Annotated in this window: 13 protein-coding genes; 7 read left to right on the plus strand and 6 right to left on the minus strand. The window is 62.6% G+C overall.

All coding sequences use genetic code 11. From position 1 onward, the window contains the following. Positions 1–6 precede the first annotated feature (6 nt). The 3 genes from J4E53_RS17945 to greB are packed head-to-tail and all read left to right on the plus strand — an operon-like array spanning position 7 to position 3,726. Complete coding sequence (locus tag J4E53_RS17945; protein ID WP_060738553.1) at positions 7–690, plus strand: ABC transporter ATP-binding protein; 684 nt, start codon at positions 7–9, stop codon at positions 688–690. Next, on the plus strand, positions 690–3,194 hold the full coding sequence (locus tag J4E53_RS17950) for an ABC transporter permease (RefSeq protein ID WP_103309631.1): 2,505 nt from the start codon (positions 690–692) through the stop codon (positions 3,192–3,194). The genes J4E53_RS17945 and J4E53_RS17950 overlap by 1 nt, the downstream gene beginning before the upstream one ends. 34 nt (positions 3,195–3,228) lie before the next feature. Beyond that, positions 3,229–3,726: a transcription elongation factor GreB gene (gene greB / locus J4E53_RS17955; protein WP_003199337.1), complete on the plus strand. Its 498-nt coding sequence runs from the start codon at positions 3,229–3,231 to the stop codon at positions 3,724–3,726. 8 nt (positions 3,727–3,734) lie between these two features. Here greB and J4E53_RS17960 read toward each other — a convergent pair whose 3' ends face one another. The 3 genes from J4E53_RS17960 to J4E53_RS17970 all read right to left on the minus strand — a co-directional run bounded on the left by J4E53_RS17960 (position 3,735) and on the right by J4E53_RS17970 (position 6,249). Further along, positions 3,735–4,043: a hypothetical protein gene (locus tag J4E53_RS17960; RefSeq protein WP_024618163.1), complete on the minus strand. Its 309-nt coding sequence runs from the start codon at positions 4,041–4,043 to the stop codon at positions 3,735–3,737. 249 nt (positions 4,044–4,292) lie between these two features. Continuing rightward, positions 4,293–4,727 (minus strand): DoxX family protein, encoded by a 435-nt coding sequence (locus J4E53_RS17965; protein ID WP_092167599.1) that lies wholly within the window; start codon positions 4,725–4,727, stop codon positions 4,293–4,295. A gap of 100 nt (positions 4,728–4,827) precedes the next feature. Further along, positions 4,828–6,249, minus strand: a complete 1,422-nt coding sequence (locus J4E53_RS17970) for a transglycosylase SLT domain-containing protein (protein ID WP_060738556.1) — start codon at positions 6,247–6,249, stop codon at positions 4,828–4,830. 235 nt (positions 6,250–6,484) lie between these two features. On the opposite strand from J4E53_RS17970, the gene J4E53_RS17975 reads away from it, so the two are divergent. The 3 genes from J4E53_RS17975 (at position 6,485) to J4E53_RS17985 (ending at position 9,623) form a co-directional block, all read left to right on the plus strand. Further along, the gene (locus tag J4E53_RS17975) at positions 6,485–7,291 is read left to right on the plus strand and encodes a TatD family hydrolase (protein ID WP_103309629.1); all 807 of its coding nucleotides are present in this window, start codon (positions 6,485–6,487) and stop codon (positions 7,289–7,291) included. 245 nt (positions 7,292–7,536) lie between these two features. Then, the gene (locus J4E53_RS17980; protein ID WP_060738558.1) at positions 7,537–9,018 is read left to right on the plus strand and encodes a methyl-accepting chemotaxis protein; all 1,482 of its coding nucleotides are present in this window, start codon (positions 7,537–7,539) and stop codon (positions 9,016–9,018) included. 230 nt (positions 9,019–9,248) lie between these two features. Continuing rightward, a complete protein-coding gene (locus J4E53_RS17985; RefSeq protein WP_103309627.1) occupies positions 9,249–9,623 on the plus strand; it encodes a terminase in 375 nt (124 codons plus the stop codon). Between the two features lie 11 nt (positions 9,624–9,634). Here the strand turns inward: J4E53_RS17985 and J4E53_RS17990 are convergent, their stop codons facing one another. The 3 genes from J4E53_RS17990 to J4E53_RS18000 form a co-directional block, all read right to left on the minus strand. Beyond that, a complete protein-coding gene (locus tag J4E53_RS17990; protein ID WP_060738560.1) occupies positions 9,635–10,432 on the minus strand; it encodes an acyl-CoA thioesterase II in 798 nt (265 codons plus the stop codon). A 233-nt stretch (positions 10,433–10,665) separates the two neighbouring features. Continuing rightward, the gene (locus J4E53_RS17995; RefSeq protein ID WP_103309625.1) at positions 10,666–11,427 is read right to left on the minus strand and encodes a CHAD domain-containing protein; all 762 of its coding nucleotides are present in this window, start codon (positions 11,425–11,427) and stop codon (positions 10,666–10,668) included. 105 nt (positions 11,428–11,532) lie between these two features. After that, positions 11,533–11,823 (minus strand): hypothetical protein, encoded by a 291-nt coding sequence (locus J4E53_RS18000; protein WP_060738562.1) that lies wholly within the window; start codon positions 11,821–11,823, stop codon positions 11,533–11,535. Positions 11,824–12,030: 207 nt separating this feature from the next. Here J4E53_RS18000 and J4E53_RS18005 point away from each other — a divergent pair, with 207 nt between their 5' ends. After that, positions 12,031–13,068 carry a patatin-like phospholipase family protein gene (locus J4E53_RS18005; RefSeq protein WP_060738563.1) on the plus strand — a complete coding sequence of 346 codons (1,038 nt, stop codon included), beginning with the start codon at positions 12,031–12,033 and terminating at the stop codon, positions 13,066–13,068. The last annotated feature ends 20 nt before the right edge of the window (positions 13,069–13,088 follow it).

The raw sequence follows: 13,088 nt of genomic DNA on the forward strand, positions 1-13,088 counted from the left end.
TTCTCCATGGGCTCAAGCATTCTCACCGCGACGGACCTTAGCAAAGTGGTCGCCAGCGCGGAAGGTGAACTGACCATCCTGCACGAACTCAGCCTGGAACTGAACAAAGGCGACAGCCTGGCCATCGTCGGCGCGTCCGGTTCCGGCAAATCCACCCTCCTGGGCCTGCTGGCCGGCCTCGACCTGCCCAGCAGCGGCGAAGTCACACTCGCCGGCCAGGCCCTCAGCGCACTGGATGAAGACCAGCGTGCGCGGATCCGCGCCGAACATGTCGGTTTCGTTTTCCAGTCGTTCCAGTTGCTCGACAGCCTCAATGCACTGGAAAACGTCATGCTGCCGCTGGAACTGGACGGCCGCAAGGATGCCCGTGAACGCGCCACGCAGCTGTTGCAGCGCGTCGGCCTGGGCCAGCGCCTGACCCATTCACCGCGCCAGCTCTCCGGCGGCGAACAGCAACGGGTGGCGATTGCCCGGGCCTTTGCCGCCGAGCCCGATGTGCTGTTTGCCGACGAACCCACCGGCAACCTCGACAGCCACACCGGCGAGCGCATCAGCGACCTGCTGTTCGAACTGAACAAGGAACGCGGCACGACCCTGGTGCTGGTCACCCATGATGAACGCCTGGCCCATCGCTGCCGGCGCCTGATCCGACTTGAAGCCGGCGAGATGGTCGCCCCTCTGGAGCCTTGATGGCACGTTTGCCGCTGTTGCGCCTGTTCAGTCTCGCTGTCCGTCAATTGCTTCGCGATGCCCGCGCCGGTGAGTTGCGGGTGTTGTTCTTCGCCCTGCTGGTGGCGGTGGCGGCGAGTACCGCCATCGGTTACTTCGGTGCCCGCCTCAATGGCGCGATGATGATGCGCGCCACCGAATTCCTCGGCGCCGACCTGCTGCTCGAAGGCAGCTCGCCGGCCCGCCCGGAGCAGATCCGCAGCGGCACCGAACTGGGGCTGGAACACGCCCGGGTGGTGGAGTTCTCCAGTGTCGTGGCCACCGACAATGGCATCCAGCTGTCCAGCGTCAAGGCGGCCGATGACACCTACCCACTGCGCGGCGAGCTGAAAAGCAGCCCCGCCCCGTTCGCGCCGGAAGAAACCGGCGGACGCCCGAACCCCGGCGAGGCCTGGGTCGAGGCACGACTGCTGACGGCACTGGACCTGAAGATCGGCGACAGCATCGACGTTGGCAACCAAACCCTGCGGCTGGCCCGAGTGCTGACCTATGAACCGGATCGCGCCGGCAATTTCTACAGCCTCACCCCGCGCGTGCTGATCAACCTCAAGGACCTGGAGGCCACCGGCGTGGTGCAACCGGGCAGCCGGGTCAGCTATCGCGACCTGTGGCGCGGTCCGGCACCGGCCTTGCAAACCTACCGCGACCTGGTCAAGCCTGGCCTTGAAGCCAACCAGCGCCTGCAGGATGCCCGCGACGGCAACCGTCAGATCGGCGGCGCCCTGGGCAAGGCCGAGCGCTACCTGAACATGGCCAGCCTGGTGGCGGTGTTGCTGTCCGGGGTCGCCGTCGCGCTTTCGGCCAACCGCTTTGCCACCCGACGCTTCGATGCCAGCGCGCTACTACGCTGCCTGGGCCTTTCACGTCGGGAAACCATGGCGCTGTTCAGCCTGCAATTGACGGTGCTGGGCCTGCTCGCCAGCATCAGCGGCGCCCTGCTCGGCTGGGTCGCCCAACTGGGCCTGTTCGCCCTGCTGCATGACCTGCTGCCCACCACCGTTCCGCCGGGCGGCCTGCTGCCGGCGATCGCCGGGATCGGCACCGGGCTGGTGGCGCTGGCGGGGTTCGCCCTGCCGCCACTGGCTGCGCTGGGACGGGTGCCACCGTTGCGCGTGCTGCGCCGGGACATGCTGCCGATCCCCTCCAGCTCCTGGGTGATCTACGGTGCCGCTCTGGGTGCCCTGGGCCTGATCATGTGGCGCCTGAGCCTGGACCTGGTCCTGACCTTCGCCCTGCTGGGCGGTGGCGTCGTTGCCGCGCTGGTGCTCGGCGGCTTGTTGTTGCTGCTGCTCCAGAGCCTGCGTCGCCTGCTGGCCCGCGCCGCCCTGCCCTGGCGGCTGGGCCTCGGCCAATTGCTGCGTCATCCCTTGGCAGCCGCCGGCCAGGCCTTGGCGTTCGGCCTGATCCTGTTGTCCATGGCGTTGATCGCGCTACTGCGCGGTGAGTTGCTGGACACCTGGCAAAACCAGTTGCCCAAAAACGCGCCGAACTATTTCGCCCTGAACATCCTGCCCAACGACAAGCAGGCCTTCACCGACAAACTGCTGGAATTGTCCGCACAATCGGCCCCGCTCTACCCCGTGGTACCCGGGCGTCTGATCAGCATCAATGGCGAACCGGCCACGGAGTTCGTCACCAAGGACTCGGCGGGTGACCGGGCGCTGCAGCGCGACCTGAGCCTGACCTGGGCTGCGGACCTGCCGACGGGCAACGTCGTCACCGCAGGGACCTGGTGGCCACAGCAGCCTGCGGACGATGTCCCGGGGGTTTCGGTGGAAGGCAAAGTGGCCGAGAACCTCAAGATTAAGTTGGGCGACCGCTTGGTCTTCAGCGTGGGCGGGGTCAACCGTGAAGCGAAGGTCACCAGCCTGCGGGAAATCAACTGGGATAATTTCCAACCCAACTTCTTCATGATCTTCCAGCCCGGTACATTGAAAGACCTGCCGGCGACCTACCTCACCAGTTTCTACCTGGCACCGGGCCACGACCAACAGATCGTCGACCTGTCCCGGGCCTTTCCGGCGGTGACGATCCTGCAAGTCGAGGCCTTGCTCGAACAACTGCGCAGCATCCTGGCCCAAGTGACCCTGGCCGTGGAGTACGTGTTGCTGTTCGTGCTGGCGGCGGGAATGGCGGTGTTGTTCTCCGGCCTGCAGGCGACCCTCGACGAACGGATCCGCCAAGGCGCGTTGTTGCGCGCACTGGGCGCCGAACGGCCCCTGCTGGTCAAGGCCCGGCGCATCGAGTTCGGCCTGCTGGGCGCCGTCAGTGGCCTGCTGGCGGCCCTGGGTTCGGAACTGGTGAGCCTGGTGCTTTACCGGTACGCCTTCGACCTGCCCTGGCATCCGCATCCATGGCTGTTGGTATTGCCGTTGCTGGGGGCTTTGTTGATCGGCGCGGCCGGGGTGTTCGGCACCCGTCGGGCGCTCAACGCCAGCCCGCTGACAGTATTGCGCGAGGGTTGATAGACTCCCGGCTTCGCTATCACAAGAAGTTGCCATGAGCCGTTATCGCCCACCCCGCACCGCCGGCACCGCGCTGATCACCCCCGAGGGTGAAGCGCGGATGCGCGCTGAGTTCCATGAGCTGTGGCATGTGCGCCGTCCCCAGGTGACCCAGGCGGTCAGCGAGGCGGCAGCCCAGGGTGATCGTTCGGAAAATGCCGAATACACCTACGGCAAGAAAATGCTGCGGGAAATCGACAGTCGCGTGCGTTTCCTCACCAAGCGCCTCGAAGCACTCAAAGTGGTCAGTGAAAAACCCAGCGATCCGAACAAAGTGTATTTTGGCGCCTGGGTCACGGTTGAAGATGAGGACGGCAAGGAATCACGCTACCGCATCGTCGGCCCGGACGAGCTGGACCTGAAACAGAACCTGATCAGCATCGACTCGCCGTTGGCACGGGCGCTGATCGGCAAGGCTCTGGACGCCGAGGTCAGCGTCCAGACGCCCACAGGCGAGAAACGGGTCTACATCGTGGACATCGCGTATCCGTAACCCTCACCTCAACGGCGCGTGATCAAGCCCTGCCGTGCGACACGGGTCAGTTGCCGGATCATTTCAGGAGCGTCCGCTGCGCTGGGGGACTGGATGACAGCCAGGTCGAAGCTGTCATTGGCAAAACGCGCCAGTGACTCACCGTCTTCGACAAACTGGATCAGGAAAGCGGCAGGCCCGTGGTTGCGACGCGGCCAGCCGTCGAGGTAACGCAAGAGTGTTGGCTGGTGAGTGCCGCCCAGGAGAATTTTCGGGTTGCGTTGCACAAGGTTCGCCGTGATCGGCGCAAGACGTACAAGGGGACTGGGTGCGTTCATCGTGTCGTGTCTCTGCCTCGAAAGTCTGCATGGCAGGTGAGAGGCAACACCGAACCAGCGCTTTAGCGGTATTTCGAAACCGTTCTTTCCGGCTTCTATCGGCAACGGGATGAGTCACCTGGCGCCCCGCAAGTAGCTGTTTAAATCGGCGCATGAGCGGCATCCTAGAGAAGCTGACCGGCCAGTGTCAAGAATCACGCCCCATAAAAAAGGCCCGTACAAGACGGGCCTCGGGTTCCAATCGTGCACTCAACCCGCGATGGCGCGATCGACCGACAGCTTGCCCGCCCCTTCGATCAGCACGGCAATACTGCCCGCCAGCAAGGCCAGGGCGAACTCATAACCGTTGTTGGCCATGAACAAGCCGTTACCGATGTGCACGGAGAAAATCGCCACCAGCGACAGGAAGGCCAGGCCCAGTGCCGCTGGACGCGCCAGCAGACCGACGATCAGCGCCAGCCCGGCGAAAAACTCCGTACCGCCCGCCAGTGTCGCCATCACATACCCCGGGGTCAGGCCGATGCTTTCCATCCACTGCGCCGTGCCTGCCAGGCCGTAGCCACCGAACAGGCCAAAGAGTTTCTGCGAGCCGTGGGCGGCAAATATGACACCGACGGCGATGCGCAGGACAGTCAAGCCATAGCCGGCGCGGGTGAACAGAACTTTGTTGATGAGAGTGCTCATAAGGTCATTCCTTGGGAGTAGTAGAGAGTGGCCGCTATATTAATCAATAAAACTCATGTTAAAAGCGGAAAAAATCCGTAATACCAATCAGTTTATTCGATCACTTACGCAATGCAACCTTTTGCTCCTTCGGTTCCAAGGACTCCCGTTCACGATCAAATGCCAGGTAGTACTTATTCACACTATTAACATAGCTGACGGCACCCATTCCTACCTGCTCCATGGCAATGCGTTCGACCTGGAAAAACCATTGGTTGGGGTTCAGCCCCCGTCGCCGGGCCTCGGCGCGCATGCCTTGGACGCGCTCGGGGCCCATGTTGTAGGCCGCCAGGACGAAAGCCATGCGCTCGCGCTCGTTGAGCTTGGGGCTGGCAAAGAACTTGCGACGGATGAGGGCCAGGTACTTGGCGCCGGCCTGTACATTGGCGTCCAGGTTCTGGATGTTATCGACCCCGACCCGCTGGGCTGCCGCCGGGGTGATCTGCATCAGGCCGGTGGGGCCTGCACCGCTGCGGGCATTGGGTTGCAGGGCAGACTCCTTGAACGCCAGGGCCGCCAGGTTGAGCCAGTCCATGCCCTGGGCATCGGCATGCTTTTGCAGCACCGGACGCAAGTTTTCCAGGCGTTGGCGGTTGGCCCGGGCCAGCGGATAGTGGACCTGATACAAACGCCGGTAGATGCGCAGGAACGCCGCGTCCTGGTTGGAGGGCACCTTGTAGGTCACCAGGAACCGGTCGATGCTCGCCCGCAGCATGGCGGCGTCACGGCGAACGAACCAGTACTCGTCACCCGGCTCGCCGATCAGCACCTGGCGGTCGAAGCGCAGCTTGGGCAGGATCTTGCTCCAGCGCTCGGCAATGGGTTGCTCGACGATGGTCAGATGGAAAATCCCGCCCTGGACCATCTCCAGGACATCTTCCACAGCCAGGGTAGGATCGACCCATTCGATCTTCACCGGCGGCAGCTTGAGCAGCGCCAGTTTCTGGTTGATCTGGCTCACGGCATCCCCGGCCGCACTGCCGTTGGGCAGTGCCAGGGTCTTGCCGGAAAGTTGCTCCACGCGCGTGTAACGCTTCTCTCCCTTGATGCCCACCAACAGCAAAGGCACCTCGGTACGAATCGGGTTGCTGGCGCTGACAGCATGGCCGGCCTGAGGCTCAAGCAGCTCACCCGGCGCGACGAGGTCGCCCTCCCCGCGCTGCAAGGCACCGAGCAATTGGTCCTTGGCCTTGGGAATGATCTTGAGGGTAATTTCCTGGCCGTCCCGGGCGTGGCCGTTGAGGTATTGCTCGAAGGCGCGCAGCCGGTGGTATTCGACGCCAATGGGTTGCCCCTGGACTTCACCGGAGCTGTTGCGGCTCTGGTTGACCAAAACCTTCAACACACGGCTGCTGCGGATCTGCGCCAGGTCGCGCACCGTGCCCGGCGCCGCCGCCTGCACCGGCCCGGGCAGCCGTGCCTCGGCCGGTATCGGCAACAGCAGCGAACAACACAACAGTAACAATACCTGGGGACGTGTCATCCACTCTCCGGAAGGAACACTGCGGACCGCCTCCGTGAAAAACGAGGCTGGGTCGACAGAAACAGAGCGCCTGGGGCGCTGAAAAAGTGCGGAAGACTGGCACAGTGATGGCTTTTATACCAACCCTATGTGTCTCGCGGCCTTAACAGACAGCCTCAACTCGTTGTAGTTCTTGGCTTTTCTTATAAATCTACAGCTCTGATATGCTTTCCGGCCTTTGGGCCGAGGTAGCACCATGCAACTCATCGATATCGGCGTCAACCTGACCAACCCCAGTTTCACCGACAAACACCAGGCGGTGCTTGAGCGCGCCTATGCATCCGGGGTCTGCCAACTGGTCTTGACCGGCACCAGCATCGAGGGCAGCGAACAGGCCCTGGAGTTGTGCCAACACCTCGACGAGACCGGGGAACGACTGTTTTCCACCGCCGGCATTCATCCCCACAGCGCCAGCGAGTGGACCGCCGACAGCGCCCGGCACCTCAAGGACCTGCTGATGCACAGCCGCGTGCGCGCGGTGGGCGAATGCGGGCTGGATTTCAACCGAGACTTCTCGCCCCGCCCCCAGCAGGAAAAGGTCCTGGAGGAACACCTCGCCCTGGCGGTCCAGTTGCAATTACCGGTCTTCCTGCATGAGCGCGACGCCGACCAACGCTTGCTGGACATCCTCCGGGAGTTTCGCGATCAATTGCCAGCGGCCGTGGTGCACTGCTTCACCGGGGAAAAAAAGGCGTTGTTCAGCTACCTCGATCTCGACCTGCATATTGGTATCACTGGCTGGATCTGCGACGAACGCCGCGGCACGCACCTGCACCCGTTGGTGCGCGAAATACCCCGTGGCCGGCTGATGCTCGAAAGCGACGCGCCCTACCTGCTGCCCCGTACGCTGCGGCCCAAACCCAAGAACGGACGCAACGAGCCGGCCTACCTGACGGAAGTCCTGCGCGAAGTGGCCTTGCACCGGGGCGAAACCCAGGAAGACCTGGCAGCCCACAGCAGCGCCTGCGCCCGGGCGTTCTTTGGGATGCCCACGATCTCCTGAACCCTGCAGATCCCTGTGGGAGCGAGCTTGCTCGCGATAGCGGCGTATCAGCCTGCACATTGGCTGACTGCACACCGCTATCGCGAGCAAGCTCGCTCCCACAAGAGGACTTCGTTGTCTGTTGGCCCACATCAAAACCCTGGGACTCTGTTGTCTGTTGACCCACATCAAAATCCCGGCACCTGAATAGCGGCAGAATAATGGCACCTTGCCAATGCTGTTTCCGCTATCAGAGAAAACCTTCCATGGGTGCCTGGCTTAGCAATATCTCGTTGAAATACAAATTCTGGGCGGTCAATGCGGTCGCCTTTATCACCACCCTGCTGCTGGTGCTCTACGCGGTGCACCTCGAACAGCAGGCGCGCAACCACGCAGCCCAGGCGAACGCCCAGGCCCAAGCACAGGTGCTCAAGGCCTGGCCTGCCGGGCAATCCTTGCCCGGGGCCGACGATCTCTTGGCATTCCGGCGCGACCAGGTCCCGGTGTTCAACGAACGACCGTTGCCTTCGCTGGCTCAGGCCGATGGCTGGGTCGAACTCGATGCCGGGCCGCTGCTTGGCGACGACCCGTTGCTGGGTGCCCAAGTGATCCGTCGAGATGACGGACAGGCACTCGCGGTGTTGGCCCGAGGTGTAAGCCTGAGCCAAGTGTTCGCTGAACGCTTCAGCCAATACGCCATGGCCGTGTTTGTGTTGATGCTGGCAATGTTGGGCGCCTCGCAACTGTTGATCCGCTTTTTGCTCAGCCAGCTCAACACGCTCAAAGACGTGATGCTGCATGTGGAAAAAACCGGTGACCTGTCCGCCCGCGTGCCTCTGGCCTGCAAGGACGAAGTGGGCCAGATGGCGGCGGCGTTCAACGCCATGCAGGCCGGTTATCAACGGGTGGTCGACACCGTCGCGAGCACTGCCCGGCAGCTGGACAGTGGTGCGGCGCGCCTGGCGTCGAGCATGAACGATGTTCGCCACGGCATGCTCGGCCAGCAAAGCGAAACCGATCAGGCAGCCACGGCGATCAACGAAATGTCCGCCACGGTTTATCACATCGCCCAGCACGCCGGCGCCACCCGCGACCTGTCGAAAACCGCCGACACCCTGGCCGGCAACGGTCACGAAGTGGTCGGTCGGGTGCAGCTGTCGATCACCGGATTGTCGTCGGGGGTGCAGCAGACTGCCGAAATGATCCAGCGCCTGGCCGAAGACAGTCAGAAGATCAACGGCGTGGTCAATGTGATCCACAGCATCGCCGAACAAACCAATCTGCTGGCCCTGAACGCGGCCATCGAAGCGGCGCGGGCCGGGGAAATGGGCCGAGGTTTTGCCGTGGTGGCCGATGAGGTGCGCAACCTGGCCAAGCGAGTACAGGCCTCCACGGATGAAATCACCACCATGGTCTCGGCCCTGCAAGCCGGGACCCGGGACGCGGTGGACTTCATGCAGGAGAGTTCGCTCAAGGCCGACGATTGCGTGCAACAGGCCCGCGAGGCCGGCGACGCGCTGGCACAGATCACCGCAGCCGTGGCCCAAATGCGCGAGAGCAACACCCAGATCGCGGTCGCGGCCGAGCAGCAAAGCCACGTCGCCGAGGAAATGAACCGGGCGGTGGTGAGCATTCGCGACGTGACCGAAAACACCGTGCGCCAGACCGTCGATTCAGCCACCACCAGCGATGAATTGGCAACGTTGGCGGGCGAGTTGAGCAAGGCGATTGGGCAGCTCAAGCTTTGAGGACGCCTTCGCGAGCAAGCTCGCTCCCACATTGGATCGAGTCGGACACAAAAGTTTGTGAACCCGACAGACCCCATGTGGGAGCGAGCTTGCTCGCGAAGAGGCCAGTACAGTCAACTCAAATGTTACCTTTGAAACTCTATCGCCCCGATAACCAACCTCGATTCGCAGGCGCCCTGGGCGGCACCTATTCTTCAAGCATAAGTGCACACGAATCGAGGAATAGCATCATGGGCAAACGTCACCCCAATCTTCCAGCCTGGCAATGGCGCGCCTACCCCGACAATCATCGCCACCCCACCAACCTGGTGTTGCACCTGATTGCTGTGCCGCTGTTCATCATCGCGTTTCTGCTGATTGTGACGGGAGTATTCAGCTTGAGCCTGGGGGACGTCGCCATCGGCGTCATCGGCCTGCTCGCGGCACTCGGCTTGCAGCGTCACGGACACAGCCTGGAGGCCCAGGCCTCCGAGCCGTTCAGCGATCGCAAGGATGCCGTGTCGCGCCTGTTGGTGGAGCAGTTCCTGACTTTTCCGCGGTTCTTTTTCAGCGGTGGCTGGTGGCGCGCCTGGCGTGATCGCCACCGTCACCACCGTAAACCTTAGCCGGAGCAGCCTTACCCGAAGATCGTTACCGTCTGCCGGCTCAGGGCGATCAAGCGGCCATCGGCGCTCCAGAATTTCGCGGCGACATGGCCGTAGCCGTCCTGGGCATGTTCGATCTCGGCCAGGTACTTGCACCAGTCCAGTGTCGTGAGGTCCAGCAGCGGCTGGACGAACTCAATGGTCCACGTGAGCGTGCTGCCCGGGGCCATTTGCGAGAGGTGAGGCAACAACGCCGGGGGCCAGGCGTCCACCAAGGCCAGGATATGGCTTTCGTTCAGCGGCTCCTCCTGCACATCGCCGCGCAAGCGCACCCAGCCGCCCATGCTCCGGGATTTATTGCCACTGAACGGCAAGCCGCCGACGCTCCAGCGCATTGCCAGGTGCCGCATGAATTCCGGAGTCATGCCCTTGACGTAAGGCAGTTCCTGGCATTGCTCCACGCTCTTGAATTCCGGTGCAGGGTCGGCCTGCACCGCCACCACGGACGAGCGCGAGGCACCAAAGCTGCCTTGCACCACGGTCACCACCTGACCGTTCTGCACCGCACGCCCCAACACTTGGCTTACCGCCTTGCCTTCTCGCAACACCTCGACTTCGAAACTGACCGGCACGTCGGGCTCGACCGGGCCGACAAAGGTAATCGCCAGGGAACGCACCGGGCGATCCGCCGGCACTTGGGCACGCATCGCCTCATATTGCAGCGCCGCCACCAACCCACCAAAACTGGCCCGGCCCTGGCCCCATTCCGGCGCGATGGTCACAGCACCTGGCTGCCGGCGCACGGCATCGATCAACTCGGAAAAGCGCATGACGACCTCGAAAACAGGGGAAAAGGATGAAGGCATCTTAACCAGCCCAGACAGGCGGCACAGGGCTCATTCCGGCCAAAGAGGCTGACAGAAAAGCCGAGGATTCCTGAATCCACCCCAACCACTGTGGGAGCGAGCTTGCTCGCGATGGCGGTGTATCAGTCAACCTGTATGCAAACTGACCCACCGCCATCGCGAGCAAGCTCGCTCCCACAAGGGGAAATAGGGTGGATTCAGGATTTTTCGAAGCAACTGGCAATCAGCTTGTCGAGCACCTTGTCGGACTTGGCCTCAGCCTTTTCCATCGTGGCGTGCCAGGTGGGCACGCAAGCTTGCAGATCGGTTTCTTCCCTGGCCCTGGCCAGCCATTGCCAGCAATCGTGCCAGTCGCCCAGCGCGCCCTGGGCGGACTTGAGCCGTGGCATGGCGGCTTCGGGCAGGCGGTCGAGCTCAGGGTAAGCTTCGATGGCGTAGCGCACGCGCTTGATCAGCAGACGCAACCGGTGGCGGTCATGGGCCGGATCACGCAGGGCTTCGCCGAGTTTCTTCCACTGTTTGTCCAGGCGCTTCTCGATGCTTTTGCGCAAGCCCTTCAGCAGCCCCTCACGCTGGGCGGCGCGAATGAAGCGCGGGAAGGCATCGAGCATCATCAGCAACTGGGCCAGTTCAACACTCGCGGCCACGGCGGGATAGGCATCGGCCATTTGTATCTGGCGTCGCCGCGCCGCCTCGGCCAGGCCATGTTGTTCAAGGTAAGCCGCCAACACTTCCCGATCGCGCAGGGGCGTGGTCAGGGTACCCACCGCCGAAGCCGCCGTTTCCAGTTGTTCGACGCCGGGCAACCCACGCAGCGGACGAAGCAGGCTGCGCAAACGGCGCACCGTGGTCCGCAGGTCATGCAGCGCTTCGCTGTCGGTGTGGGCATTCAAGCGGGCCTGACAGGCCAACAGGCGGACTTCCAGGCCCAATATGCGGGCCACCAGCCGATCGATCATGGACGTACTCCGTACACAACGTTGAGCGTCAAGCCGCAAGCTACCCGTGAAAAAAGATTCTGTCCCCTTCCCTTGTAGCTTGCAGCTGATGGCTTGTCGCTGCCTTTATCGTCCCGCGCGGGATTCGCGAATGTAGAAACGCGCCTTCTCGGCTTTCTTGGAGCAGCCTTCGAACGCTTCGAATTGCTGCTGGGTCTTGGCGCCTGTCAGCAGGGACAAGGCCTTGGAGTAGCTGACGGTGCCGGCAAAGCCTTCGGCCTTGGCCAGGTCCAGTTCACGCCAGGCGCTGTCGAGCTGGCTGCCACAACTATCGCGGTAAGCGGTTTTGCCTGCGCAACCGGCCAGGGCCAAAATCATCAAAGATGCCACCAAGGGCAGGCGGATCCGGGCTTTCATCAATAACACCTCAGGTCAGGTCAACAGTCGTGCTGTTAAGACGGTGGCAACGGCGAAAAGTGCCTTGCTTGACCGCGTAAATTCGAGTGTGGCCGAGCATACGCAAATGCCGTCGCAGCGTGTCAAAAAACGACGTCTGCGCCACAACGATTGAGCCGAGCCGTCGATGAGTGCATTGTTGAAGCCTGTTCGACAAGAGGCCGGGTCATGACAAAACGTGTCGCATTGGTATTGGGCTCGGGTGGCGCCCGGGGCTATGCCCATATCGGGGTGATCGAAGAAATCGAACGACGTGGCTACGACATTGCCTGCATCGCCGGTTGTTCCATGGGGGCTGTCGTGGGTGGGATCTATGCGGCGGGCAAGCTCGAGGAGTACCGCAACTGGATCGAAAGCCTGGATTACCTGGATGTCCTGCGCCTGGTGGACGTCAGTTTTCGCCTGGGGGCGATCCGCGGCGAGAAGGTCTTTGGGCAGATCCGCAAGATCGTCGGCGAACTCAACATTGAAGAGTTGCGCATCCCCTACACCGCCGTCGCAACCGACCTGACCAACCAGCAGGAAATCTGGTTCCAGGAAGGCTGCCTGCACCAGGCAATGCGCGCCTCAGCGGCGATTCCCAGCCTGTTCACACCCGTGATGCAAGGCAATCGCATGCTGGTGGATGGCGGCCTGCTCAATCCGTTGCCGATCGTGCCGGTGGTGTCGAGCCACTGCGACTTGATCATCGCGGTCAACCTCAACGCCACCAACCAGAAACAGTACCGATTACCGGTGATCCCGCGCCCCGCTGCGTTCAGGCGCCGCTTCGACACCCTGGTCAGTTCCCTGGGCTCGCGCCTGCCGTTTCGCCGCAAGCAGGCCGAGCAGTTGCTGCTGCTGGAGCAGGAAGCCTTGAAAGCCGAGGCCGCCGACATCAACCCGTGGATCGACTCGGCCGAGCCCGAGGGCCAACAACCGGCTGCCGCGCCAGAGAACGAAGGCGCACCGAAATCCGCCACTGGCTCATTCATCATCGATAACGTCGGCCCGGCTTCGTTGCTGGACTTGATCAACCAGAGCTTCGAAGTGATGCAGACCTCACTGGCCCAGTACAAGATCGCCGGTTACCCGCCGGATGTGCTGATCAACGTGCCGAAACGGGTGTGCCGGTTCTTCGAGTTCTACAAGGCGCCGGAGTTGATCGCCCTGGGGCGGGAGATTGCCAGCGATACCCTGGATCGCTATGAGCGTGAACAGAACTAGGCATTTGCGCTGGCTGTGCG

The organism is Pseudomonas sp. FW305-28 (assembly GCF_017351395.1).
Lineage (GTDB): Bacteria > Pseudomonadota > Gammaproteobacteria > Pseudomonadales > Pseudomonadaceae > Aquipseudomonas > Aquipseudomonas fluorescens_AA.

Excerpts from the sequence above, each read along its gene's own strand:
- J4E53_RS17945 (WP_060738553.1), top strand. The coding sequence starts at position 7 with ATGGGCTCAAGCATTCTCACCGCGACGGACCTTAGCAAAGTGGTCGCC.
- J4E53_RS17950 (WP_103309631.1), top strand. The coding sequence starts at position 690 with ATGGCACGTTTGCCGCTGTTGCGCCTGTTCAGTCTCGCTGTCCGTCAA.
- greB (WP_003199337.1), top strand. The coding sequence starts at position 3,229 with ATGAGCCGTTATCGCCCACCCCGCACCGCCGGCACCGCGCTGATCACC.
- J4E53_RS17960 (WP_024618163.1), bottom strand. The coding sequence starts at position 4,043 with ATGAACGCACCCAGTCCCCTTGTACGTCTTGCGCCGATCACGGCGAAC.
- J4E53_RS17965 (WP_092167599.1), bottom strand. The coding sequence starts at position 4,727 with ATGAGCACTCTCATCAACAAAGTTCTGTTCACCCGCGCCGGCTATGGC.
- J4E53_RS17970 (WP_060738556.1), bottom strand. The coding sequence starts at position 6,249 with ATGACACGTCCCCAGGTATTGTTACTGTTGTGTTGTTCGCTGCTGTTG.
- J4E53_RS17975 (WP_103309629.1), top strand. The coding sequence starts at position 6,485 with ATGCAACTCATCGATATCGGCGTCAACCTGACCAACCCCAGTTTCACC.
- J4E53_RS17980 (WP_060738558.1), top strand. The coding sequence starts at position 7,537 with ATGGGTGCCTGGCTTAGCAATATCTCGTTGAAATACAAATTCTGGGCG.
- J4E53_RS17985 (WP_103309627.1), top strand. The coding sequence starts at position 9,249 with ATGGGCAAACGTCACCCCAATCTTCCAGCCTGGCAATGGCGCGCCTAC.
- J4E53_RS17990 (WP_060738560.1), bottom strand. The coding sequence starts at position 10,432 with ATGCGCTTTTCCGAGTTGATCGATGCCGTGCGCCGGCAGCCAGGTGCT.
- J4E53_RS17995 (WP_103309625.1), bottom strand. The coding sequence starts at position 11,427 with ATGATCGATCGGCTGGTGGCCCGCATATTGGGCCTGGAAGTCCGCCTG.
- J4E53_RS18000 (WP_060738562.1), bottom strand. The coding sequence starts at position 11,823 with ATGAAAGCCCGGATCCGCCTGCCCTTGGTGGCATCTTTGATGATTTTG.
- J4E53_RS18005 (WP_060738563.1), top strand. The coding sequence starts at position 12,031 with ATGACAAAACGTGTCGCATTGGTATTGGGCTCGGGTGGCGCCCGGGGC.